This window comes from Gemmatimonadota bacterium (assembly GCA_009838645.1).
Lineage (GTDB): Bacteria > JAAXHH01 > JAAXHH01 > JAAXHH01 > JAAXHH01 > JAAXHH01.
Genome location: VXRC01000001.1, coordinates 76,385 through 101,412, shown reverse-complemented (window position 1 = coordinate 101,412; position 25,028 = coordinate 76,385). Strand labels below are relative to the sequence as shown.

23 protein-coding genes are annotated in these 25,028 nt (G+C 56.3%); 2 read left to right on the top strand and 21 right to left on the bottom strand.

Going from position 1 to position 25,028, the window contains the following annotated elements:
- Positions 1-26: 26 nt before the first annotated feature.
- Entirely contained in the window at positions 27-464 is a 438-nt protein-coding gene (locus F4Y38_00495) for an NUDIX domain-containing protein (protein ID MXY47753.1), read from the bottom strand.
- 7 nt (positions 465-471) lie between these two features.
- Positions 472-1,254 carry a methyltransferase domain-containing protein gene (locus F4Y38_00490; protein MXY47752.1) on the bottom strand — a complete coding sequence of 261 codons (783 nt, stop codon included), beginning with the start codon at positions 1,252-1,254 and terminating at the stop codon, positions 472-474.
- 106 nt (positions 1,255-1,360) lie between these two features.
- Here F4Y38_00490 and F4Y38_00485 point away from each other — a divergent pair, with 106 nt between their 5' ends.
- The gene (locus F4Y38_00485; GenBank protein MXY47751.1) at positions 1,361-3,928 is read left to right on the top strand and encodes a hypothetical protein; all 2,568 of its coding nucleotides are present in this window, start codon (positions 1,361-1,363) and stop codon (positions 3,926-3,928) included.
- Between the two features lie 78 nt (positions 3,929-4,006).
- On the opposite strand, the gene F4Y38_00480 is transcribed toward F4Y38_00485, so the two are convergent.
- The 15 genes from F4Y38_00480 to F4Y38_00410 form a co-directional block, all read right to left on the bottom strand.
- Positions 4,007-4,291 carry a helix-turn-helix transcriptional regulator gene (locus tag F4Y38_00480; GenBank protein MXY47750.1) on the bottom strand — a complete coding sequence of 95 codons (285 nt, stop codon included), beginning with the start codon at positions 4,289-4,291 and terminating at the stop codon, positions 4,007-4,009.
- A 187-nt stretch (positions 4,292-4,478) separates the two neighbouring features.
- Entirely contained in the window at positions 4,479-5,117 is a 639-nt protein-coding gene (locus F4Y38_00475; protein ID MXY47749.1) for a prolyl oligopeptidase family serine peptidase, read from the bottom strand.
- A 187-nt stretch (positions 5,118-5,304) separates the two neighbouring features.
- On the bottom strand, positions 5,305-6,309 hold the full coding sequence (locus tag F4Y38_00470; protein ID MXY47748.1) for a polysaccharide deacetylase family protein: 1,005 nt from the start codon (positions 6,307-6,309) through the stop codon (positions 5,305-5,307).
- 15 nt (positions 6,310-6,324) lie between these two features.
- Positions 6,325-7,128, bottom strand: coding sequence for a cysteine hydrolase family protein (locus tag F4Y38_00465; protein MXY47747.1), 804 nt, complete (start codon positions 7,126-7,128; stop codon positions 6,325-6,327).
- Positions 7,125-8,405, bottom strand: coding sequence for an aminotransferase class V-fold PLP-dependent enzyme (locus F4Y38_00460; GenBank protein ID MXY47746.1), 1,281 nt, complete (start codon positions 8,403-8,405; stop codon positions 7,125-7,127). The genes F4Y38_00465 and F4Y38_00460 overlap by 4 nt, the downstream gene beginning before the upstream one ends.
- A 12-nt stretch (positions 8,406-8,417) precedes the next feature.
- The gene (locus tag F4Y38_00455) at positions 8,418-8,771 is read right to left on the bottom strand and encodes a tRNA-binding protein (GenBank protein MXY47745.1); all 354 of its coding nucleotides are present in this window, start codon (positions 8,769-8,771) and stop codon (positions 8,418-8,420) included.
- Between the two features lie 43 nt (positions 8,772-8,814).
- Positions 8,815-9,264, bottom strand: coding sequence for an NUDIX domain-containing protein (locus F4Y38_00450; protein ID MXY47744.1), 450 nt, complete (start codon positions 9,262-9,264; stop codon positions 8,815-8,817).
- 39 nt (positions 9,265-9,303) lie between these two features.
- On the bottom strand, positions 9,304-10,068 hold the full coding sequence (locus F4Y38_00445) for an SDR family oxidoreductase (protein MXY47743.1): 765 nt from the start codon (positions 10,066-10,068) through the stop codon (positions 9,304-9,306).
- Between the two features lie 106 nt (positions 10,069-10,174).
- Positions 10,175-11,281: a beta-lactamase family protein gene (locus F4Y38_00440; GenBank protein MXY47742.1), complete on the bottom strand. Its 1,107-nt coding sequence runs from the start codon at positions 11,279-11,281 to the stop codon at positions 10,175-10,177.
- A gap of 39 nt (positions 11,282-11,320) precedes the next feature.
- Positions 11,321-12,235, bottom strand: coding sequence for a hypothetical protein (locus F4Y38_00435; protein ID MXY47741.1), 915 nt, complete (start codon positions 12,233-12,235; stop codon positions 11,321-11,323).
- A 66-nt stretch (positions 12,236-12,301) separates the two neighbouring features.
- Entirely contained in the window at positions 12,302-13,276 is a 975-nt protein-coding gene (locus tag F4Y38_00430; protein ID MXY47740.1) for an LD-carboxypeptidase, read from the bottom strand.
- A gap of 122 nt (positions 13,277-13,398) precedes the next feature.
- Positions 13,399-13,929, bottom strand: a complete 531-nt coding sequence (locus F4Y38_00425) for an adenine phosphoribosyltransferase (protein MXY47739.1) — start codon at positions 13,927-13,929, stop codon at positions 13,399-13,401.
- Positions 13,930-14,014: 85 nt separating this feature from the next.
- Entirely contained in the window at positions 14,015-14,881 is an 867-nt protein-coding gene (locus F4Y38_00420; protein MXY47738.1) for a hypothetical protein, read from the bottom strand.
- A gap of 13 nt (positions 14,882-14,894) precedes the next feature.
- The gene (locus F4Y38_00415; GenBank protein ID MXY47737.1) at positions 14,895-15,578 is read right to left on the bottom strand and encodes a class I SAM-dependent methyltransferase; all 684 of its coding nucleotides are present in this window, start codon (positions 15,576-15,578) and stop codon (positions 14,895-14,897) included.
- A 58-nt stretch (positions 15,579-15,636) separates the two neighbouring features.
- Complete coding sequence (locus tag F4Y38_00410; protein ID MXY47736.1) at positions 15,637-16,155, bottom strand: DUF402 domain-containing protein; 519 nt, start codon at positions 16,153-16,155, stop codon at positions 15,637-15,639.
- Between the two features lie 199 nt (positions 16,156-16,354).
- Here F4Y38_00410 and F4Y38_00405 point away from each other — a divergent pair, with 199 nt between their 5' ends.
- On the top strand, positions 16,355-16,849 hold the full coding sequence (locus F4Y38_00405; GenBank protein ID MXY47735.1) for an HIT family protein: 495 nt from the start codon (positions 16,355-16,357) through the stop codon (positions 16,847-16,849).
- A gap of 33 nt (positions 16,850-16,882) precedes the next feature.
- On the opposite strand, the gene F4Y38_00400 is transcribed toward F4Y38_00405, so the two are convergent.
- The 4 genes from F4Y38_00400 to F4Y38_00385 form a co-directional block, all read right to left on the bottom strand.
- A complete protein-coding gene (locus F4Y38_00400) occupies positions 16,883-19,279 on the bottom strand; it encodes an FtsX-like permease family protein (GenBank protein MXY47734.1) in 2,397 nt (798 codons plus the stop codon).
- Positions 19,280-19,306: 27 nt separating this feature from the next.
- Positions 19,307-21,709 carry an FtsX-like permease family protein gene (locus F4Y38_00395; GenBank protein MXY47733.1) on the bottom strand — a complete coding sequence of 801 codons (2,403 nt, stop codon included), beginning with the start codon at positions 21,707-21,709 and terminating at the stop codon, positions 19,307-19,309.
- Between the two features lie 47 nt (positions 21,710-21,756).
- A complete protein-coding gene (locus F4Y38_00390) occupies positions 21,757-24,186 on the bottom strand; it encodes an FtsX-like permease family protein (protein MXY47732.1) in 2,430 nt (809 codons plus the stop codon).
- A gap of 71 nt (positions 24,187-24,257) precedes the next feature.
- Positions 24,258-25,022, bottom strand: coding sequence for a class I SAM-dependent methyltransferase (locus tag F4Y38_00385; GenBank protein ID MXY47731.1), 765 nt, complete (start codon positions 25,020-25,022; stop codon positions 24,258-24,260).
- Positions 25,023-25,028 lie beyond the last annotated feature (6 nt).

Here is a 25,028-nt window from a genome sequence, read left to right as displayed (position 1 = left end):
AAATGGCACAGTTCACAGTTGACGCACTATCGCCAACCGTAGCTGTCAAAGAACAGGCCATTTACCCAGTTCTCGATCGCTCTACGTACATAGGGAATGGTGTTTACAGGCAAATCACAAATTGGAAACCATGACAAGTCATCACACCTTTCAGGCTCCATGTTGATGATATCTCCGGACCATCTCGAAGCAGAAAGAAAAAAGGAAATCCTTTCGTCGTCTTGTTTCCTGTGCATTACCCCCACTACCTTGATATCCATATACCGAATCTCGATACCGGTCTCCTCCTTAGCCTCCCGGATTGCAGCCTCCATCACTTCTTCGTGACCGTCGAGATGTCCTGCGATCACACTGTAGTATCCGTCTTCGTATCCAGTATTGGCCCGTCTGAGCATTAAGATATCGTCATTGTCGTTTTTGAGAAAAACATGAACGTCTGTGATCGTCTTGAATCTGTCGACCATGTCGGGTTTACTCTTGGCTAACTTGACGAGAATGCAATGGCTTCATCAGTACTGCCCATAGACCGGAGATACCAAAGAGGCAGCTATCCTCAGGTTGTGTCTGCATGGATCGAAACTCAATAATCTCAAAGTAATGTTGCAGGATATCTCGCAGTCGATCTTCGGTGTAACCGATTCCCGGTGGCATATTGCCTTCCTCGTAGATCTCCCAGTCTTCTTTGGGTACGCCGCCGGTCAGGTCGAAGCAGGTCATCCCGAACAGCCCGTTCGGCTTGAGAATTGCATGTACCTTTTCGAGATAGTATGGCCTTTGATGAGGCTGCAGGTGATGAAGAAGGCCTGCGTCGTAGGCCAGGTCGTATTGGCCGCCGGGTAAGGCCAGGTCGAAAATCGACCCGACAATGAAATGAACTTTAGCCTCCGACCGACGTGCAAGTAACCGTGCTTTCTCTATAGCTGTTTCCGACAGGTCGATGGCGTCAACATGGCACCCCGATTTCGCCAGGAATACGGCGTTACGGCCTGTCCCGCAACCCAAATCAATAACACGGTCGGGTTTGAGATGGCCGTGTTCGAAATACCCGACCAGATTCTCGTCCGGTGAATCCGTAAGAAACGGAGGATTACGCTTGCCTTGGGAATAGAAGGATTCCCAATCGATCTTGTCGGGCAGGACGCGATCGAACAGTTCCGCGACTTTTTTGGTGTGAATGGGTATTCTCGGGATGTTCGACAACTTGTGGCCCTGTCTGCGACTGCCGTACCGAAATATCTGTACTATGCAAGATATACCTTATTGACGAATTTGAAACCATGTTACTTACTTTAAACCCCCCGTTCTTCCATACGGCCACGAGCCGGCACAAATCTGTCTTTTGGAATTCCGGAAACTGACGATGCCCGCCCATGCTCCCGAACATACGACCGACACATCGCAACAGGCATCGATCCCTGTTATCCGCCTCGAAATGCCCAGGTTGTTCAGGCCGGCCGACGATCCTGGCTTCCGATACGAGGCTCCGGCCGATCCGGTCCGTCGTCGCATCCTCTCCAACCTCCTGGACGACTGTGAACTGTTTGCAGGCCAGCGTCCCTGGCGACGGGTTCCGCGTCGGGCGCACAGCCCTCACCCCAACCACCAGCTCTACCTGACCTTCTATACCGCCATGCAGGCCACGGCCCTGATCGAGAATTACGCCTTCACCTGGCGACTTACGGGCGACCCACGCTGGCTCGGACAGGCCCGCGCATGGCTGCGGGCCGCGGCGAACTGGGACCACGGCGATCACGTGGAGGAGCACTTCTACACGGTCAACCGGTATATGCAGGCATTCGCGCTTGCTCTCGACCTGATGGACGAGGTATTGCCGGATGTAGAGAAGCGCCAGGTCCGCGACTGCCTCGTGGGGCTGATGGATCGCTGGTGGCCGTACGTGGACGAACGACGGCACTACACGGCAGGAGGGCACCACACCGTCGTCGACTATGGACACTTCGGCGTGGCCGCGGTTCACCTGCTGGGTGAACACCCCCGGGCGGAAGCCTGGGTACAGGCGGTTGTCGATCGTTTCCGCGGCGCCCTCCTGCCCAACGGATGCGGTCCCGGCGGAGAGCCCATCGACGGTCCCACATTCTGGGGATTTGAAAACCTCTGGCTGCTGCATTTCGCCGATGCAATGCGCAATGTGACCGGTGTCGACCTGCTAAGCGAGGCACCCGCCAGGCTGCGACTGCCGCTGAACTGGTTCCGCGCCCACTGGACGGCGCCTCGCGATATTCCAGATATGGTCTACTATCCCCCCAATGCAAACGTCCTGCTCGGTGGCCAGCTCAACGTCAATTCGCCGGTCCTCCTGCGGCTGGCCCAGGAAGCCGGAGACGGGAGGCTGCGGGACGTGGCCCTTTCCGATCCCCGCCTGGGCCGGCTGTATCGCTTCGGAATGAGCGTCAGGGGTACGACGGCGGAGTGTATGATTTCCTACGGGCCGTACGCTTATTGTTACTACGATCCCGCGTTTCGGCCGAACAGGGCGCGGCGCGTGACGACGCTGGCGGGTCGTTTCGACATGTACACGGGCCGTTTCGCCGTGATGCGCAGCAGTCATGATCCCGAAGCGGCTATACTTTGTGTCAGCGGGTACGACGGCGGCCTGGCCGCCTGCTTCATGGACCTGCACGTTCAGTGGGCGGGCAGTCCTCTTCTGCGTACCATCAGTGCCTTCGAGGCCCAGCCGGTGCGTTGCGGCAGCCTGCCCGGCGTGGGCGGCCAGAACGAGAACGTCGCCAATTTGGGTGGCCTGAAGCGCACGAAGGACTGGCAGCGGTTGCGCGTCTCCTCCCGGCGGACTGAGCACGAATACTGGATTTCTCGCGGAGATGATCCGGTCCTGCTCGTGGCGCTGAGGCGTCGACCGCGCGGTGTGCGGGTAGTCGCTGACGGCAGTTCGCTGATCCGGCTGCGTGGCGGCGACGTCCTGCAATACGAAGCGGAACGCTGGTTCCGCGCGAATGGGGGACGCCTGCGGATTCGCTTCCGACTTCGGGGACGCGCGAGCGCACACGAAAATGCGAGCGGACTCGAAAACGCGAGCGGCCCCCGGGTGCTGTTCAATGCAGGGAACGGCGTCGGCGGGCATTTCGGGACGGGGGTCAACACCTTCGCCCTCGTTGTCGACACGGACGGACGATTGTGTTTCAGCGTGCAAAGCCAGAACAGCAACCTGGTTACCGTGCATGCGCCGGGTACGGCAGGCGTGGGAACCTGGCACGAAGCGCAGATCGCCTGGGACGGCTTCAACCGGCGCGGCGCCAATCCGTGGATGGAGATCGCCCTTGATGGCAAATCGAATCGACTGGACGACCCGGCGGTCTTCGGCGAGCTGGGACGGGACTCGCAGGGACTCGCTTCGCGGAAGGAGCCGCGCACGTTCTACGCCAGGCCCAATACCGCCCTTGCCTTTGGCGGCTCGATACAGACGCCCGGAGTAACCGCGGACTGCGATCTGTCCCTGATCGACCTTCGATGCCCGGGCAGGCGCCGGCTCACGGTGGACCCGGCCGTTGGCCTGGGACCCGAGACCGGTGGCGGCGAGCTGTCCTACAAGCTGAATCCCGTGGAACTGCTCGGCCTGGAGGGAGACCGCGCTCGCCTTGGTGCGGGATCTCGGGAGGTGGAGTTGATTTCAGTACTAGGTAGCGGCCTGACCATTCGGAAGGAAGAGGTGCCCTATGCGCCTCCGGGGCTCGCAGCCGGCAGCCTGGTCAGCTTTCTCCCGGATGCTACCGAGCCATCAACGCGGCTGGTGGCGGGTACGGACGGTGACATCCTGGTCCTGGCATTTAGCGACAGTTCGTCGAAAGCTCGAATTTCCCAGGTGGACGACCGGTTCAGACTGAGTGCGGGCGGCCGTGCGTATGCGTTTGAAGTTTCGCGGGGCCGAGGTGGGATACTGCGGCCTATCTGAGGATAGCTCGATCACGGGAGCAGTCACGTCCAGTCGTATCTGACCTTCAAACCGTCAACTCACGTCATCACATAGGTGCTAGATCGCGTGGAGATCAGCAAGAGCCGCCCTGTAACATGTTTTCCGTTTAAGCCAGAATCCGACCGTACTTCCCAGCACGCGTGCCAGTTTGATGGCATTCGCTTCCGAGAACGTAGCCTTTCCAGTCACTAGCTTGCTCACATACTTGCGCGACACACCTAGCCGATCCGCCAGCTGGTCTTGCGTCCAATTGCGCTCTTCAAGCAAGTCCGCTATGGTGTGGCCGGGTGGCGAGATCCAGTCCCGCTTTAAGGACCCTTTCTTTGTTTTACTCTGTGGCACAGTTGCTCCAGTTCCCTGTTCGCGGTCGATTTCTCAATACGAGGCAATATAAACCTGTTTTCCAATTCCGTTTACATATTTAGAAAGTCGTATGTAAGGGAATTCAATCCCACAACCGAAATGCTTTGATGCCTGGTTGCGGAATCAGGGGTTAGTCAAGTTCAGAATGAAGTAGGATGTTTCTCTCTCAGTCCCGCCGCTGCTTCACCAACCAGTCCCAGAGTTCGGGATCGCCGTACGCGTTTTCCCATGCCCCGACATGTCCCGCTTCCGGGTACACGGTAAACTGGACATCCCCACCGGCAGCCTCAAGCGCATCGACCATCTCCTGCGATCGTTGGAGCGGTACGGCCTCGTCTTTCGCACCGTGGAATACCCAGGTCGGAATCTCTTTCATCAGCGGTGCCTTCTCCGGCTCCCCGCCCCCACAGATGGGAACGGCCGCGGCGAACAGGTCCGGATAGGTGTAGGCCAGTCCCCAGGACCCGTATCCACCCATGCTGAGACCGGTGACGTAGATCCGGGACGTATCGATGCGATGCGTTTCGACGACTTCGTTGATCAGCGCATGAAGCGTTTCGATTGACCACCACACACCTTCAGGACATTGGGGTGATATGACCACGAAGGGGAAGTCCTCGCCTTCCGCGATCATCTTCGGCGGACCGTGGACCTTCACCAGTTCGAGATCGTCCCCACGCTCGCCTGCGCCATGCAGGAAGAGGAGCAGCGGCCATTCCTGCTCGTTCGTTTCGTATGCCGATGGCAAATAAAGGAGGTAATTCATCTCGCTGGTCTCTCCATTGCTGGTTGGTGCCAGGCGCATTTCTGCCTGTCGTTCCGAGGTTTGGGCAGTGCCTGGGTGGTCGATCAGCAGGTTGCAGCAGAGCGCAAAAACTAGTGTGAAGAATAGACGTGAAATCATGGCGGATTTCTCTCCTTCGATATAGCGGATTCGTGGATGTTCGGCGGGATGTACTAAGCAAGGCCGTGCGTGAACGTATTGGAACCATTCAGGATATCGGTCGGTCACCCATCTCGACCACTGTCCCGTCTCGCACTTGCGCCGTGAATCGCAGCACACCGGGCCGTACGACTTCTGCGGCCAGTTCCACACCGTACACCACGACGCGGGGATCGCGGCACCAGGCCGGCGGGACACCGGCTTCCATGGTCAGACTGCGGTACGGGACCTGGTCGGGCAAATCCGGCAGCCCAATTCGGTAGCGTTTCGAGTCGCCCTCACCCCCCGCCTTCTCAATCCGAGCGTGCTTTCGCATCAGATGATAGCTGAGCGCTTCCTCGGGCACCGCGCACCAGACCGAATCGCCTCCCTCGGACAGGACCGTTTCAAGGCGTTGCCTGAGCTGGGCTTCGGAGCAGTCCTTGTTGGGATGGACGGGCGTCTCCAGCGGGCAGTGGCAGTAATCGATGAGCCAGCCCTGCACGGCCTGGGCCTGGCGGATATTCCGGAAAGGATCGTAGGCACTGTAGAAGGGCGGGTAGTAGTGGTCGTGTAGCGGAGTTCGATTAATCCAGAACAGTTCGTCTTCTGGTAGGTTCAGCGCATCCGTCAGGCTCATGGCGCCCAGGTAGCCGTAGCGGTGGCAGGCATCGAGGACGTGGTCAGCCATGTTGGTGTTGTCCCCGGGTGAGCAGTACAGGATGATCGGCTCACCGAGGGCTTCCTCCAGAACCTGCCTGGCTTGGCCGATCTCCTGGTCCACCATCTCGGGCGTAATAACCTCGTGGCTCCAAGAGTGGTTGCCTACGCCCCACCCGCGGGCAAGCAGGTCGCGCAGCTCATCCGCGTTCATATGGCGATATCCGTTGAAACTGGAGTTGCCGATGTTCCGGATCTCGCCCATCTGGCCGACGACGACCTCGACGTGGCCCGGGATGCCGTACTCCTCGTGCATGGGAATTGCGAAGCGATGCAGGTCGGCCAGGGCCTCGTCATAGGTGATCGAGTAAACCCAGCGTTTGCCGTATTTCCAGGGACAGATGCTCAGGCTCATGGCGCGTGTCTCACATCAGGTGGACGGATCGTCCTGAATTTGCTCTATTGCCTGCTTGAACTGAGCGAAAGTGCAGCCGTGGCCGAGGGTCCACTCGAAGATGTGGAGCCCATAGTTGGTCGCCAGCCGCTGCGGAAACGTGTCCGGCGACTCGACGCCGACGGTCGCATCTCGCATCACTACGCAACGATAGCCGCGCGCCAGCATGGGCCGGGCGGCTCCCTCGGCGCCGAGCAGGCACATGTCGGCCGCGAACCCCATGTAGATGAGCGTGTCGATGCCGCGTCCGCGCAAGTAGTCGTCCAGCGCGTCGGAGTAGAACACGAGGGGCTCGTCACCGACCGGAGAAACGATTTCGGCGCGACGCATCTCGGCGAGGGGCGAGCGCTCCATATAGTCGATGCCATGGGCCCGTTCGAACAGTTCCTGCCTGACCGGGTGAACGGATGCCGCCGCGTCCGACCGCCGTGACTCGATGTGGGGATACTTTCGGTCCATCCAGTCCGTCTCGACGTGGCAGACCGCCATCCCGATGGAACGCGCCAGGTCCATGGCCGGCCGGATGACCTCGGCCATGATGCGGGCAGCCTCCTGCGTTGGCTGGGGCCAGCCCATGCCGACGCAGTAGTTGGCGTCCGTGGCCGGACCATCCGGACAGCCGATGTTCCAGCAGTGGATGCCGACCAGGGCGGTCTTTTCCAAGGGCAGTGAAAGGTTGACTTCCTCGTATCCCGCGCGGTCCGTCGGCACGGAACGATAGTACCGGGCGGCGAGTTGGAGCGTTTTCTCCACCGAGTGATCTCCGTCGTTTTCGCTCATCGCCGGTTCACCTCCGCGACGCGGCGTACGATCGCGGCCGCCTGTTCGCAGTGGTGGGGCTCGTACTTATCGCAGAATGAACTCCAGCGGATGAAGCGCTCCAGTATCTCGTGGGCGTTCGGACAGCTTTCTGCGTCATATCGGTAGGTGCGGGACGCCGGTGGGTGCGAATAGGGGAATCGCTGCCGCGTTGCCGCCTCGTTCAGGAAGGGCAGGGCCACCGGCAGCAGGTAGTAGCGCATCGGACTCGCCCCGGGGATGCCTCCGGCCGCCACCCGGGCGCCGAACGCCTCCAAGTCGCATCGAAACTGGTCCGTGTCGATGGTGAATCCCGCCATCCAACAGGAGTATACTTCGGTATCTGGAGTGATCGGCAATGCCGTGATGCCCGGAATCTCGTCGAGGAGCGCGCTCAGCAGGCGGATCATGCGGTCGCGCTTTTCAACCTGTGGCCGGATGATCTCCAACTGGGCAAGGCTGATGGCCGCGGTGGACTGGGTCATGCGATGGGCAAAGCCGTTGGCCGTGTGCACTCGACCGAAGTGCTCCACCATTTCTCCGGCCCGGCTCTGGCCGATAAACCGCGCCCGTTCGGCCAGTTCATCGTCGTCGGTGAGGATGCAGCCGCCCACGTCGGAGCCCATTGTTTTCTCGGCGTCGAAGGAAAAGCCCCCGGCCGTCGCCAGGGTGCCGGCATAGCGTCCCTTGTAGCGGCCGAAGACCGCCTGGCAGGCGTCCTCGTAGACCACCAGACCATGGCGCGCAGCGACTTCGTTAATGGCGTCCATGTCGCAGATCAGACCGCTCAGGTGCACGACGAGAATCGCCCTCGTGCGATCGGAGACGCACGCCTCAATGGTCTCGACGCCCACGTTGATTGTACCGGGCGCGGTGTCGGCGAATACGGGGATGTATCCAGCGCTGATCAGGCCCTGCACGGTGCCGAAGTCGCTGACCGAGCTGACTATGATCTCGTCGCCCGGTTCGAAGTCGAAGGCCGCGGCCAGCACGGCCAGGGCCGGCGTACACCCCGGCGTGGCGATACAGTGGGCGACGCCGTTGGCCTCGGCGAAGGCCCGCTCGAACCGGCCCACCATGTCGCAGGTCAGGCCGGAATCCACCACTTCGGCCAGGTACTCCATGGCGCGCGGACCGATCTCCCGGGGAAAGGGTTGCGGCAGCGGACCGTCGAAATCCTCCTGCGTGCCGGCCCCGTAGCGCGCGTGCTCGCGATTTTGACCGGTTGAAATTTTGGACGCCATGCAACCTCCATTCATGCTTTGATCGCGTCAACCCGCCCTGGCACCATCCGGCACAGGTCGTTCGGGTACCAACAGGCATGGTGTGAGCCCGTCCGCATACCCTATGTCGAAGAGCATGCCCTGGGAAACCTCCCCAGCCATCTTCCGCTCGCCCAGGTTTACCACGAAGAGGGCTTGCTTACCTTCGATTTCATTTGGGTTTGCGCGCTCTTGCTTGATTCCTGCAAGGATCGACCGGGTGTGGTCTCCGAAGTCGACTGTCAGCTTCATGAGTTTGTTCGATGCAGCCACCTCTTCGACCGCGGTGATCGTACCGGCGCGGATGTCGGGTTTTTCGAAGTCCTCAAAAGAGATGGTCTTCTTTAGTGGAGCGGGTTTCATGATTTAATGGCCTCGAATTCTGATTTTTAAAGATAACCTGCCGCTATGTTTTTTGCCATGCCAGTTCGACGGCGAACTCGGCTAACGGTCCAAGCGGCAATTCCCGAATCCGTTTTTCGGTCAGCCACTCACAGTGATCGGTGGATCCTTCTTTTTCGGGTCTCAGGTCGAACGCCGCGAGCACGACCTCATAGACGATGCCGATGTGGTGTACCGGATCGCCTTGCCAATCCGTTCGACCTTCATAGGCATGGGAATACACGGCGGCCACGTGGTACGCCTTGATGTCCACGAGTCCGGTCTCCTCTTCCAGCTCGCGGCGCAACGCGGCATTCGGATGTTCGCCCCATTCGATCCCGCCACCGGGCATCGTCCACAGGCCTCCGTCCTCGAGACCGGCCGTCGCGCGAACCAGGAGCAGGCGGCTGGAAGGGTCGCGGCACAACGCATAGGCGCCGATGTGGACGTGCTGATTTTCGGGTTCTGTGGTCATTATCTGTTACTATCGGAAAGTCTGTAGACGTGGGTATCCTTACCGAATACCGCCATTGCTATACATCAACTGGCCGTTTATCCAACCACCCTCTTCGGAACAAAGAAAACTGACAAGACGGGCACAGTCTTCAGGAAGGCCGATTCGTCCGAGCAGTGTTTCATGTAGTACGTATTCCTTCAGATCATCCGACATCCAGCCCGTGTCAGTCGCGCCCGGATTGATCACGTTCGCCGTGACTCCCTGGTCCCTGAATTCCTGCGCGGCCGCGAGGACGATTCGATCCATGGCTCCCTTGCTGGCTCCGTACGGCAAGTTGTGCGCTGTATGATCGCTCGTTATCGAGATAACTCGTCCACGTCCGTATTCCCTCTGGTAACGTTTCCCGAACTCCCGGATCAGCAGCCACGTAGCTCGAGCGTTTATCGTAAAATGCAGATCGAAACTTTCGATTGTGGTGGACTTGATGCTGCTGTCTACTGAATGACAATGAGCCATAACCAGAGCGGCTACTGATCCAAGAGAACTTTCGACACGATCGAAAAGACGCTTCGGTGACGCGGTGTCTGACAGGTCGGCCTCTATGGAAATTGTCTTTGCTGAGAAGCCATGGATCTGATCGGTGATTTTAACGGTTTCGTTATCATCGCTACCCCAGGGCATGGCAGCATCGTACGGTCGCCAGTAAGTAGTCGCCACATCCCAACCTGCTTTCGCTAAAGCCAGAGAGATAGCTGCGCCGATGCCAATCTTGCGGCTCACTCCGGTAACTAGTGCGACTGGACGACCAGGGGACTCTTTCATTGTTTCACCTTTGAATTCCGGCAGTCTCCGAAAACCACTGCACAACTCGGCACAAGACAACACGTTTAAAACGGAGGATCCGAAGTCTCGAACTAGTGCACCGCAATCAGCTATACACCACCCTATTCAACCAGTCGATACAGGGGTACTCGCCGCCCAATGCCATACTGCACAACGCGGACCAAAGCTTGTAGCCATTCGATCCATTGGCCATGGCCACTAGACCCGTTCCCTCTTCAGGATACCCTATCGCAAATGCCTTGAAGGGACCGTTGTCACCCCAATGCCAGATAGCTTTCAGCCCGTTATGGTTTTGGGTAGCCCAGCCAAGTCCCCAGGAAACAAAAGGATCATCCTTTACCGGGACATCCGGCCAATTGTCATGCCACGAAGCAGAATCGTTTATCGGGACCTGTGCGGTGGTCATTTCCTTCGCCAATTCGGCGTTGATATGCCACGAAGCGCCCGAGTCAGGACGCATACATGCACACAAGATTCTTGCGACGTCCGAAGGCGTCGAATGAAGGCTGGCGGCGGAACACATGGACCTGTACAACTGTTTTTTGGCCGGTCTCCCGTGTTCATCATGCCCGGTCGCCAGGTCAGTCGCTTGATCTGCTGTACATAGATACGTGCTGGACTTCATTCCTGCCGGCTTAAACAACTCGGACTGCATGTAAGACTCACCAGTCTGTCCCGTTACATGCTCGACAACATGCTGCACGTACATGTATCCTTCACCGGAATAGCTGAAACGTTCGCCAGGTGCAAAAAAGGTTTGCAGTGGTTTGCCTTCAGGATTCCATCCTTCCTCATTCCAGCAGTCCGGGCGCCAGTTAGGGAAACCGGCGGTATGAGCGAGGGCTTGCCTCATGGTAATCGTCTGAACCCTGGGCTCATTGGGAACATAGGGCTCAGATAGGTACTGGGAAAGTGGCTTGTCCAGATCAATACTACCCGTTTCGCAAAGTTTTAGCGCAGCATATGCGAAAACCGGCTTGCTTAATGAACAGCCTTCGAAAACAGTTCCCGGATTTACGAGTTCACGTGATTCCGCGTTCATCACGCCGAAGCCTTGCGTCCATGCAGTCTCCCAGTTCTGTATCAACGCGAAAGAGAGACCGGGAACGTTGGCTTCATGCATTGTTCCAGGGATCCGTTCTTCCAACAGCAACACCAGTTGGTCGAGTGACTCATTAGGTTTTGACGTCACGTTGCCCCTTCTAGACGAGACACTACAGATACTCGAAACTTATTGACCGTATCCACTTTCTTGCAGGAATCGCAGCGCATCGGGACCATCCTTGATGGCCAGTATATCTCTAACGGCCTGTCGTTTGTCGTCCATCTTCTCGTAGTATGATTCGCATATTCTGTAACCCATGAAATAACCCATATCAGGTGGCCGATCACCTAGATCTTCATAATAGTTGTAGAGCCAGTTTTTCATGTTGTCTTCAAGCATTACTTTGGAAAAATCATCCCAAAGCACCGATTCGTGAATCCTTCCGTATTCGTGCTGAAGTTGGTTCAGAAATCCGCCGCTGGCAAGTTCTCCAAGGAAATCGGCCGCCCCTTCCGTTAAGGATTGGCCCAGAAGCGTGTTGCCATCAAAATCGTACTGCTGCTGGGGATGGATTAGCTCGTGAATAACCACATAGGGCAGGTACTCAATCGGTTTGACAAGGTTTATGTACACCGGTGACAATTCTCCTTCCGGTAGATCGTCCGTACAACTTAGCATCTCGGTACCGATGAGCAGCCCATTCGGCGAAAAAGTACCGGCGGACATCATTCTACCTATAACGAAATACACGTCGGGAAAAACGGCTTCAGTATGGAGGTCCTTCCACGCGTGCATATAGCCGCGAATCCGATTCGTCATCTCCAGAACACGATTCGAGCTTTCCCTGATGGAGGCGTAGTACTTCGGCATGGCCTCAATTGCATGTACCAATTTCTCGGCATCTTGGATATGGAGTTTCACGAAATCCCTGAGACCAATGCTACCTTTCGCCAGGTATTCCTTTTCGTAGATTTCGATTTTCTCGTCCGTGGTTTTGCCTTCCGATATGTCATATGCCCGCCAGAAGTTGTCTATATCGGATGTTACCAGCCGGACGTCGTCCGGTTCGACATGATTCACGAGACTTTCTGCTGACTGCATGGCGTGTATTCCCTCACTACCAGAAAGACAACTACAATGAAAATAATGACCGAAGCTCCAGCACATTCAGGAGCTGCGCTGAACGATGTCTTCAAGCACCGTGATGCGCTTCTCGTCAGCGTTCAGTTCAACCTCGGCCCCGTATGGTATCGGAAAGGCCCCCTTCGAGTGTTCCATAGGCACATTCATGAGCGTGGGCTTGTTCAATGGGGTTATAAACTCGTCCAGGTAGCTTCTCAAGGTCTGTTTGTCGTTTACCAAACCTGTTTCCATTACGTTACCCCACTCGGGCACCTCTCCCAGATGAGTTTGAGCCACGATGATAAACCCCGCGGCCTCTCTGAGCTTATTCGCATAATTTAACTGTGTGAGAAACCCGGACCACAACATGTTCCTGTGGGACAGATCCAGTACGACGATTTTCCCTTCAAAATCGACCTCCCAGGGTGTCCCCAGCGTGAGATTGATTTCACCACCTCCAGTAATCGGAGCCCGTATTCGGCCCGACACGAGTGACTCTACTGGTGGGTTCAGATCCTCAAGTGGAAAATCCCACGGACGGCCATGGCCTCGAACGATTTTATTGAAACATCTCATAGCCCGTTTCATCTCTTCTGGTTTTTGCTGGCGGAAAACGGAGAGACTTTGAAAGCATATGCTCCACGGAAAGGCATGTTTGTGAAGCATGAAATGTAGTTGGCAGATATTACTGTGACCAACGAGTAGCTTTGGGTGCTGCCTTATTATCCCGAAATCCAGCCAGGGGAACAGCCGCTCAGCCCCTATGCCACTGTGAATGCACCAGATCGCCTCGATCGTGACGTCCTGGAACATGGCCATGAGATCGGCGGAACGTTGTTCGTGAGTTCCCGCGAAATACCCCACCTTTTCGCGAGCGTATTTGCCGACAACAAGCTCGTATCCCAGATTTTGTGCGGCAGTGATGCTCTCCTCCATGTGCGGAAGGGGTATTGCCCGTGCAGGCGAAACGAGTCCGATTCTCGAACCTTCTGACAGAGCGTTGGGTTTGGTTAATTCCACCTGTACTGCCTCCTGATCCAAAATGATCTCGTCGATCGCGAACTAATCGATTGGTGCGCGAAGATGCTTCGTCACCGGCAAGTGGAGCACAGATCCTGCTTTGGCCGAGCAGTGCATACATGTTACTCACACACCAGCGCCATATGAATGGCGTGCACGTTGTGCGTCTTAATCAGACGTTCGGTCTTCCTGCTCCGGTCCGCAACCAGCACCGAAACACCGACGACTTTACCCTGTAGACGTTCGATCAACTTGATCATGGCCTTTACCTGGGTGCCGGTGTCGATCACATCATCCACGATCAGAATGCGTTCGCCGGGTTTTATCAGGTCTTTATTCACCTCCAGGGACTTCTTTCTGTTCGTGTAGTCTACAAAAGAGATCCTCGACCGGTGCTGACGATGGATGGGAAGCTCTCCCCCTTTACGGAATGGAATGAAGCCCCGGTTCAGCCGCTGGGCTACCGCGCTTCCCAGGATGAAGCCCAGTGATTCCGGACTCGCTACCTTGTCCAGATCGACGTTGCGGAATGGACGGGCGAGATCGAGAATCAGGTTCCTGCGGACTTCCGCATCGTTACACAGGGGCGTCAGGTCTACTTTGTTGCCGGGAACTCTCCGGTCTATATGAGGACGGTAATAGTCCCATTTCATACTTGGGGTCTTTCGGAATGATGGGCGGGTGTCCGTGGGCGGGTGTCCGTGGGCGGTTGTCGGTTTGTAGACACAGGCGTTTGATTCAGCCGCTCAACTGCAATCTCAATCCGTCATAGGCCACCCGATAGCCGTGCCCCCTGGCGTATTCGTCCAACTCGTCGTGTTCCCGGTTCCCCTCATGGGACAGGTGGGTCGCGTATACCACGCCGCCATCCTTGAGCAATCCGTCCTCGCGAAATCGATCCGCGTGGACGGCGACATCCTTCGACGCGAGATGGTCCGCCGGCCTGGACTCGAAACCGATTCCATAGGTGTGATCGAGAACGACCACGTCATACAGGATGCGATCTTGCTGAAGGTGCTCCCATACTTCCTCGGACAACACCGACGTGTCGGTACCATAGAACAAGGCCTGGTCTCCCTGCGCGATCGAATAAAGCAGAAACCCCTGGTCGTTGCCGTGGTTGGCCGGATATCCGGTAACGCGATAGTCCCCTATACGGTACGATTCAAAGGACATAAAAGACATGATTTTCAACTGCAACGCAGACTGCGTTTCCAAGTCGAAAATACTCCCGTATGCACTCTGTTGGCGGACCAGCGCTTCGATCGCATGAAGGGTCTCGTCAGAGCCTCCAAACAACAACTCGCCTGAGACGGTTGTTCCGTATTCGGCATGCCTTGAGAGGATGAATTCGATGTCCAGATGGTCCGCATGCGGGTGCGTCTGAAGACATAGGCCGATGCCGGCGAGTGAGATTCTGTGCTGGAACGAAGCGGTGGCAAGGTCGGGGCCGATGTCCACCAGCAGATCATCGTTGATCACCAGCGACGATCTCCTGCGTAGATTCTTGCCGCCGATCCGCCGGGCGTCCGTGCAGACCCGGCAGGTGCAGAAGGGGATCGGCATCGAAGGCGCGGCTGCGGTTCCGAGAAAGGTCAGTTGCATATGCGATTTTGTATCAGGGTTTTCTGGCCGTTATCTCAACACCATTGAGTCCATGCATTACAATGTTATCTACCGTTAGACCCGATCTTTCGATCATTCGTCTCAAATCGTCGAGGTAAGGGGTGTTTTCAAAGTCGTCTCCCGCCAACTTTTCCTTCAAGAACTTCCATCCCTCCGGTCCGAAGTGACACTCCCACTGGGTCATGATTTCCGGAACGCGCTCCTCGAACTCCTCTTGAGGGAAGTTAAATGAATCATCCTCCAACCGGAAGATACCGCCTGATCGCAAGGTAGCATGAACGCGGCGAAACACTTCCTCCTTGCCGACATCAGGCACGTGATGGATGGCGTAGTTGGACATCACGGCGTCCGCCAATTCGAAACCCACGTCAAACTCCCTGAAATCCGCATGGATCAACTCGATGTTACCGATTTCGAGATCTGTCAGGGATCTCCTGGCAGAAGCGAGCATATGCGCGGAGGCATCAATACCGATTCCCGTGTGAATACATGGAGAGATTGCCGCCAGGAACTTGGCCTCACCACACCCCAGGTCCACCACGATGCTGTTGCGATCGACCTCCAGCTGATCGATGAACTTCCGGGCATCGACTTGCTGATCCCTGGTGAATTTGGAGTAATTCCTGGCATAGGCGGGATCGTTCCAGCGCCCCAGGTAATCTTCGCTTGAGTCCATGGTTGCCTTTATCCAGTGCGTAGCTCACGCCCCGAACAATAACGATAGCTCTTATGCGTTATCCAAAACGTGGATGCAGAGGGTGGTTCAGAAACGGGATCTCATCTATGTCGTTCTCGATAAGTAAAGGCTCGTGATTCACCGACATTTTGGTTGGGAACGGCGCCACGGAGTTCAGGTAATCAATGAAGGCCCCTTTCTCAAGCAACGTACACCACCATTCAAGTGCTTTCGAAGCGCCTTCATACCAATTCGTTCCAAACATCCCGTTTTCATATGCTTCATAAAACTGTGTCTCATCTTCGATCATATACGAGGCGCCGTCCGGTTTTACTATGATGTCCAGCAAAATGTCCGTCGTGTAGAGTGATCTTCCACTGCAGTAATGCGGCGTTGTGATGTCGCAGTTAAAGGCAAACGGGAAATGAAATTCGGAATCGGGTTTCAATTGCAGCGACTCATCGAACGTCACAAGTACCGACATCCAATGCTTCATGAAGTAATAGCAGCGGCAATGTGTGTCATCCTGTTTGTTTTTCACCGAGAAATCGAAAACGACGGCCTGATCATTCAGCAAATGGACTCCGTACGGATACGTGAATACAAGAACCTTCTGGGAGCGTAGATGATGTTGGTACAGTGTATCAGGTTCAAGCACAGGTATGGACCTCCGATACGACTTGTCCCCAAGTACAGCTATACACCGCCCGGTTAAACCAGGTAATATAGTAAAATGCGATACAACTACCTTGGTGAGACCATTCGAGAGGTCTGGTATGGACAACAGCGAAATGTGCAAAACGTGCGAAATGACCCGGCAACGAAGGCTGGGCAATGCGCCTTTGTGGGACAACGTTTACCAGGCTGGCTTCTGGGACGTAGTGCATGCATACAATTCGGCTCTGCCAGGATGGCTTGTACTGGTTCTGCATCGACACATCGAGTCGGTTGACGAGTTAACCGAGCAGGAAGCTGTCGAATTAGGTATCCTGATACGCCGGGTATCTCTTTCTCTCAAGCGTGTTCTCGGATGTATGAAAACCTATGTGATCCAGTTCTCGGAAGCCAGACTACATCCACATGTGCATTTCCATATCGTTCCTCGCATGGCTGATCAGCCCGACGACCGGCGCAGTGCCAGAATCATGGGTTACCTGGGCGTCTCCCAGGAGGAATGCATAAGCGAGGAACGTATGATTGAGATCTGTACTGAGATCAGGAAGGTTCTGCTTTCTCTGGAATCCCGTTTGGGTAGGGCAGAGGATAAATGAAGAATCTAAATCCCGCCACAACCCATTTCCCCATCACCCGTTCCGCAGCACGTCCGCCAGGTTCGACGTGACCGTCCTGATGACGCGGTAACCGAGCACGGCCAGGACTACCACCAGACTAAGGACACCGACCATCACAAAGGTGTCGGCGCTGATATCGATTCGATAGGCAAATTGCTGCAGCCAGAAACTCAGTCCGTAGTACGCCAGCATCCACCCGATGGCGTTGGCGACGACGATCAGCACGACAAACTCCCTGGATAGCAGGACGAGGACCTGGGAAACCGAGGCGCCCAGGACCTTACGGATGCTGATTTCTCTGATGCGCTGTCCGACGCCGAATGAGGCCAGGCCGACCAGGCCCTGAAGGGCAATGAACGCGGCGATACTGGTGAAGATTCCGCACACTTGCCCGAAGTGGCGATCGGCTTGATACATCCTGTCGAAATCATCCGACACGAAGGAATACCGCAACGGGAATGCGGGGAGAATCGATGCCCAGGTTCCCCGGATGTGGTCTAACGTGTTTTCCAGGTCAACCGGGCTCAGCTTTGCCGCGAAAAACGTGGTTCCGTACGTATAATGAAGCAGCGCCAGTGGCCGGACCGGTTGATGTAGTGATTTGACGTGAAAGTCCTTCATTACGCCAACCACATCCACTCTGTACTCGTTATTCAGCATGACCTGACTGCCTATCGCTTCCCCCGGCGCGACCCATCCCAGTGCCCTGGTTGCCGTTTCATTTAAAATCACTTTCCCCAGATCCGAATTAGACTGTTCGCCCGTAAGGAAGCTGCGGCCGGCAAGCAACTCGATACCCAGCGTCTCGACGAAATCCGACCCGGTTTCGATGTAACCGAGGTCGATCGGATGGGTACCGGCGCCTTCAAAGACTTCCGCGGTCATCGAAAATACAAACCCCTGGCTGCCGGCGACGCCGGGCATCGAGCTGGCATCCGTCACATTCAGCACGCCGGGATGTTGCAGCAACGCCTGTTTCAAGACGGGAAAGCTTTCTTCAATGTCGCGAATGCCGCTGGGGATGACCATTACCTGCTCTTTCTCAAAACCCAGTTTGACATTTCGCAAGAAACCCAGCTGCTGGTGCAGCACCAGGGTTCCGACGATCATGGCGACTGAAATCGTGCACTGAACCATGACCAAACCCTTTCGCAGATAGTCCTGCCGTCGATGAACCGGCTGGTTTCCAGTCAGCATTCCAGTCGGTTTTATGGCCGAGACGAATACCGCGGGATAGAGGCCGGCAAGCAGGCCCACCAGTACGGTCAACCCGAACCACGCAACGAACCAGGCGGGATCATCCAGCATCACCAGCGAAAGCTGTTTGCCGGACAGGTCGTTGAACGTGGGAAGGACCAGCCATACGATGATCACCGCCAAAGACGAGGCACAAAAGGCCTGCAGCATCGTCTCGCCGATGGACTGCTGGATCAGCTCCCACCTTTGCGCACCGGCCACTTTGCGAAACCCCACTTCCCTGACGCGCACCATCGCGCGCGCGGTCGAAAGGTTGGTGAAATTCACGCAGGTCAATACGATGACGAATCCCGCGACGACCAGCAGGATGGCGACGTAGGTGCGGTCTCCGTTGACGCCCAACTCGTTTTCCAGGTGGGAATGCAGGTGGATGTCGGTAAGCTGCTGCAAATACGGTTCGAAGCTGCCTCCTGTAGATTCCAAATAACCACCCATATGCTTTTCCACGAATGCGGGGAGTTTATCCTCGAGCAGCGCTCCCGGGTAATCTTCGGTCAGCAGAAGGTAGGTGTAGAAATACCGCGCGCTCCAGCGGATCAACGCCCTCGGATTGCCTACATGTGGACTTGTAGACAGGGACACGAAGTAATCCATTTTGAAATGGGAGTTGTCCGGTATGTCCTCCATTACGCCGGTAACGCGCAGATCGGCGAAACCATTATCCGCGACGATCACTTTCCCCATGGGATCTGCGTCCCCGAACAGCTTCCGGGCGATCGACCGGGTAATCACCACGGAAAAGGGATCTTTCAGAGCGGTTTCTGGGTTCCCTCTGAGCAGCAGAAACGAGAACAGCTCGAAAAGGGTCTCGTCGGCCCAGGCCACATCGGTTTCATAGAATACCCTGTCCTCGTAGGCCATGAGCCAGATGCCGGCGGTTCCCTGTATGCGCAGAAAGTGTTCGACTTCCGGGAATTCTTCCTGCAGCGCCGGACCGAGCAGGGGCTGCGTCTTGACGTCGCTCCCTTCGACGATCCGGTAGATCCGGCCCGCGTTCTCGTGGTAGCGGTCGTAACTCAACTCGTTCTGGACGTAGAGGAGGATCGGTATGGCGCAGGCGAACCCAATGGTCAGTCCCAGGATGTTGTTCAACGCATAGCTCTTGTACCTGGTGAGATTACGGACGGCTATGGTGAGGTAGTGTCTGAACATGATGGACTTACTCGCGTAGCTGGTCCGTCACCCCTGCCTCAACGCGTTCACCGGATTCCTTCGCGACGCCGCTACCGCGTGCGCCCCGATGGTCAACCAGGCGATGACCAGAGCTGCGACACCGCCGGCCAGAAACCACATGAAATCGAGGGTCTCCGCGTAGGCGTAGTTCTGCAGCCAGCGCATCATGACGAAATAGGCCAGGGGCCAGGCAATCACGTTGCCCAGCAGGACGTATTTCATGAAGTCCTTCGACAGTAGCACGACGATTGTGGAGACCGACGAGCCGAGTAACTTGCGGATCCCGATCTCCCGGGTGCGTTGCTGAATCGAAAAGGAGGCCAGTCCGAGGAGACCTAGGCAGGCCACGAAGACGCCCAGCACCGCGAAGATCGCGAAGACCTCGCCAAGCCGCCGGTCATCCTGGTACAGCCGGTCGAAATCCTCGTCCAGGAAGGTGTATTCCAGGGGGAAGCCGGCATCGACGTTTCGCCATGCCTCCCCGATGCGTGAAATGGTCTCGGGAATCCGTCCGGGTTCGAGCCGAATGAGCACGTAAATGTGATAAGAACTCGTTAAAACAACGATCGGTTCGATCTCCTCGTGGATGGTACGGAGATGGAAATCTTCTACCACGCCGATCACATTTCCTTTCTTCCCGCCGAAGGGCAGCCACGCGAACGGTTTGCCTATGGCTTCCGGCGGCGTTCCCCAGCCAAGGTAGCGAACGGCCGCCTCGTTGAGCAGGAAGCCCGTGGTCGAGTCCGTCCCCCAGTCCGTCGAGAAGTTCCGTCCGGCTGCCAGATCGATCTCCAGGACATCCAGGAAGGACTCGTCCACCTGCAACGTGGCCATCATGAGGTGGTCTTCCGGCGCCATGCCATCGGGCCGGACCGCCATGATCGGGATCACCCGCATTCCCGGTACCCCGCTAGCCGTGGCCACGCCCAGCACACCGGGCAACTGGGACAATCGTTCTTTCAGTACGGGTGTATTCCGACGCTGCGTGGATCCCGTGATGGGAAGCACCATCACCTGTTCCTTGTTGAAACCCAACCGCTTGGTACTGATATACTCGAGTTGGTCATAGATGATCGCCGTGCTGACCAGCAGGAAGATGGACATGGCGAACTGTACGACGACCAGGACCTTTCGCAGATTCAGTCCCCGTGTACCTGTTTCAAGGTTGCCCTTCAATACTTCGGTGGGCGCAAACCCGGAGAGATAGACGGCCGGATAGCTTCCTGCCGCCAATCCAATGACGATCGCACCGAATGCGAGTGCGGCCAATAGCAGTCCGTTCGAGAGCGGGAAGATCAGCTGCTTCCCGGTGATCGCATTCACCGCGGGCAGGGCGAGCTGTACCAGGATCGACGAAATCACCATGGCGATCGCCGCCATGACGACGGCCTCTCCCATGAACTGCCCCAGCAACTGGGTCCGGTTGGCGCCCATCGCCTTCCGGACGCCCACTTCCCGGGCGCGCATAGCCGACCGGGCCGTGGCCAGGTTGACGAAATTGATGCACGCGATCAGCGGAATCAGGAACGCGATCAGTGTATAGAGGACCACGAAGCGGATGTCGCCGTTGGGCTCGAATTCGCTTTCCCGGTGAGAATGAAGGTGGATGTCGACGACGGGTTGCAGCGACGGCCTCAGCACGACGCCCGATTCGCGGTATTTCTCCCCGGCGTACTTTTCGAGGAAGTCCGGAAACCGCGCTTCGAGATCATCCGGATCCGCGTTTTCACGTAGCCGGATGTACGTGTAGAAGTTGTCATGAACCTCCCAGTTTACCCGGTAGTAACTGCCGATGGTGGCGAGGGAGGAATAGGAGGTGAACATGTCCGCCCGCATATGGGTATTGGCGGGCAGGTCCCGCATGATTCCGGTGACCTTGAAATCGTAGGTGTTATCCACGCCCAGAATCTGCCCCATGGCTTCTTCACCGCCGAAGTACTTGGCCGCCATCGTTTCCGAGATGACGATCGTAAAGGGTTCTACCAGCGCGGTATTCGGATCTCCGGCGACCAGGGGGATAGCGAACAGGTCGAACAGGCCGTCTTCCGCCCAGATGACTTTTTTCTCATAGAATTGCATTTCTTCTCTATGAAACAGCCAGGAAGAGGCCGTACCCCGCATCCGAACGAACCGCTCGACCTCGGGATAGTCTTGCTTCAGCGCCGGCGCCCAGCTCAAGGGCGATCCCGCTGTCCGGATGGTCTGCCCGCCGCTTTCGATATCGTCGACGATCCTGTAAATCCTATCCGCGTCCGGGTGATAGCGGTCGTAGCTGAGCTCGTCCTGTATGTACAACACGATCAGCATGCATGCCGCCATGCCGATGGCGAGTCCGACGATATTGATGAGGGAATAGACGGGTTGTCTGAGGAGGTTGCGCAGGGCGACCGTGAGGTAGTTGCGGATCATATGTGCATTACATGATTGAAGTGTCAGTTCGTTACGGTTCGCCGACCCTATTCAGATCGAAGGGTCTCCACAGGATTCACCATCGCGGCGGTGACTGCTTTTGCGCTGACCGTAACCAGGGCGATGGCCAGTGCCAGGAATGCGGCGATCAGGAACCATCCGGGACCGATATCGACCCGGTACGCGAAGTTCTGCAGCCAGTTGCTCATGGCCCAGTAGGCCAGGATCCAGGCGACCGGCACGGCAATCGCCACCAATATCAGGAAATCCCTGGAGAGCATAAAGGCGATTCGCGCCACCGAAGCGCCCATAACCTTACGGATCCCAACCTCTTTCGTTCGTTGCCGGGTGGCGAATGCAGCCAGGCCGAACAAGCCCAGACACGCGATGAAGATGGCCAGAAAGCTGAAGACGCCGAGCATATTTCCCGCGCGTCGCTCCGAAAGGTAAAGCCGGTCGAAGTCTTCATACAGAAATGAATACGCAAGGGGGTAGTGGGGGAAAACTGAGGCCCAAGTTTCTTCAATCGCTTCAATCCCGCCCGGGATATTCTGCGCCTGCAACCTTACCGCCGCCTGGCCGCCGCCACCGCGTTTTAGTAACCTCAACTGCATGGGGCCCACTGTACTGTGAACGCTCTGCATATGGAAATCCTCAACCACGCCAATGATTCTGACAGGAGGGCCCGTAAATCGTCCAGGGTGTATACGACGTCCAACGATTTCTTCCGGTGTGGCAAGGCCCAGCCGTTCAGCCGCGGACCGATTCACGATGACCGCGATGAGCGAATCAACGGTCAGCACACTGGAGAACGGGCGACCGGCAAGCAACTTGATGCCGAGGGTTTCTTCGAAATCGGCAGATACAAACAAGGCGGGAATCCTGGCTGTGTTCTCTTCAGGCTGATCCGCCAGACGCGTCGGAAAGGCAGGCATTATGGCAGAGCTGGCCATGCGTCCCGGCATCAGTACGGACCGGGTAACCCCCTGTATATGCGGACTCCGGGAAAGCTGTGTCTTGAAGGCATTGAAATCCCGCTCCGCACCTCCGATCAGTGGTATCACCACGACCTGGTCCTTCTCGAATCCCAGCCGTTTGCTTTGCATGTAATCCAGTTGTTGATACACCATAGCGGTACTGATGATCAGCAGAATCGACAACGTGAACTGACCTACCACAAGGCACTTGCGCAGCGTGGGACCCGAGGTTCCGCCCGTCAATTCGCCCGTAAAAATCCCCACCGGATGAAATCTCGAGACAAACAGGGCGGGATAGCTGCCGGACAACAGCCCCACAAACAATGTAATGCCCATAAACCAGAGCAACCATTCCGGGTTGTCCAGGTAGTTGATCTGATAGGCTTTTCCAACCAGTGTGTTGAACCAGGGAAGGATGGCTGCCAAGAGACCCAAGGCCAACAAAAAGGCCAATCCGGCCGACAACATGGACTCGCCCATAAACTGTAACATCAACTCGCCCCGCTGCGCGCCGACCGCTTTCCGAATGGCCACTTCTCTGGCCCGGTATATGGATTGAGCCGTAGCCAGATTCATGAAGTTGATACAGGCGATCAGTAAGACAAAAAACGCGACAACCGAGAACATGTAGATATAACTGATATCGCTGTTGCCGGCCATATCCTGTTCCAGTTGCGACCGCAGGTGGATGTCGGTCACAGGCTGCAGCCGGAGATTCAGCGGCTGACCTCGCTCATTGAGCGCCATCAACGGTTCATAGGAGTCTGCCCACCGGGCTATTTTGTCTTCCAAGGCAATGGGATCTGTTCCTTCCGACAGCAGGACATAGGTGAAGAAGTTCGCGCTGTACCAACTCGTCGCGTAACGCTCGCGCGTATTGTTCACGTTGAGATTCTCAGATACGAGATAGTCGACGGCGAAGTGGGTATTGGCAGGCACATCCTTCATGATACCGGTCACCCGGAGATCTTCCTCGTCGTCGGCGCGGATCCGCTTGTCAATGGGATCCTCATCGCCGAAGAGTTTGATCGCCATGGATTCACTGATGACAACCGTCTGTTCCGAATGGGCATAGTCGTCCAGCGCGGTTCGCGGATTGCCCCGTACAAGCGGAAAGGTGAAGACATCAAAGAAGTCTTTACTGACCCTGTAGACGTTACTTTCGTAAAACCCTTTATCATTGTAAGACATCATCCAGATATTGATTGTGCCCCGCATCCGGGCATAATCCTCTACCTCCGGGAAAAGTTTTTCGAGCGTTGGTCCCACTGCGGGCGGCGTGCGTGCGGAGTTGCCTATTACCAAGGAGTTGTCACTAACCACGCGGTAGATCCTGTCGGCGTGCTCATGATAACGGTCGTAACTCAGTTCATTCTGGATATACAGCAGAATCAGCATGCAAACAGTGATGCCGATTGCCAGTCCGAGGATGTTGATGCCGGCGTAACCCGGCAGCCGGATCATGTTACGCAGTGCGATTCTGAGATAATGAAATACCATGAACACCTCGGGCCGAGGGTGTGGTTGACGAGAAGCAACTACTCCGGAACTTAAGCGGATGCACTACATGCTCAGTTGCTGGAGTGGGTGGCCTTTTTGAGGCAAACTACGTAGCTGATGGCCGACTCGAGAGGTGCTGTCTTTGCCAGGGACTCAGTTTCCCAATCCCAAGCGTCGCGGGTCTCGATGTGTTCGATATCCAAATCAGTTGTTCGTAGCAGCAACCGCAGATCGGGCGGCAGGTAAGTCCTGAGCGATTGGGTTAAAGAGGTTCCGTCATCGTAGGTCCAGGTATCCAACCATCGAGCGTTTTGTGCATCAAAGTCATAGATGCGGGCACAGGTTTTGAATTGTACTTTCCTACCTGTTGACTTGGAAGCATACAAAGGTGAATAGACTTCGATTAGAACCCTGCCATTTGGTTTCATCCAGTTCGAGATTCGATTCAACAATCTGATCTGGTCTTCGTCCGTTCCGGTCCCGAATCCATCCCAGTAAGTAACTAAATCGAACCGATCAATGAGATCGACTCTAAAGAAATCTCCTTGAATTACGCGTAAGGATCCACGGTTCGTACCGATAGAGGAAAGGTGTTCTTTGATTCTTTCACAGCATTCCGGGATCAGTTCCAAAGCGGTCACCGAGAAACCCAGATTCGCGCATGCAATGGCATTCATTCCATTGCCCGCTCCCAATTCAAGCAGCGTGGTGCCGGTGTTTGGAATTAACCGGTTTATGACAGACATTTTTCGTGCACAGTACGCCGCACTGTCTTCCGCCCCTTCATGCGCAAGAGCGGCGTGTTGCCTGGAATAGAAATCAAGTACCCAATCCAAGTTTTT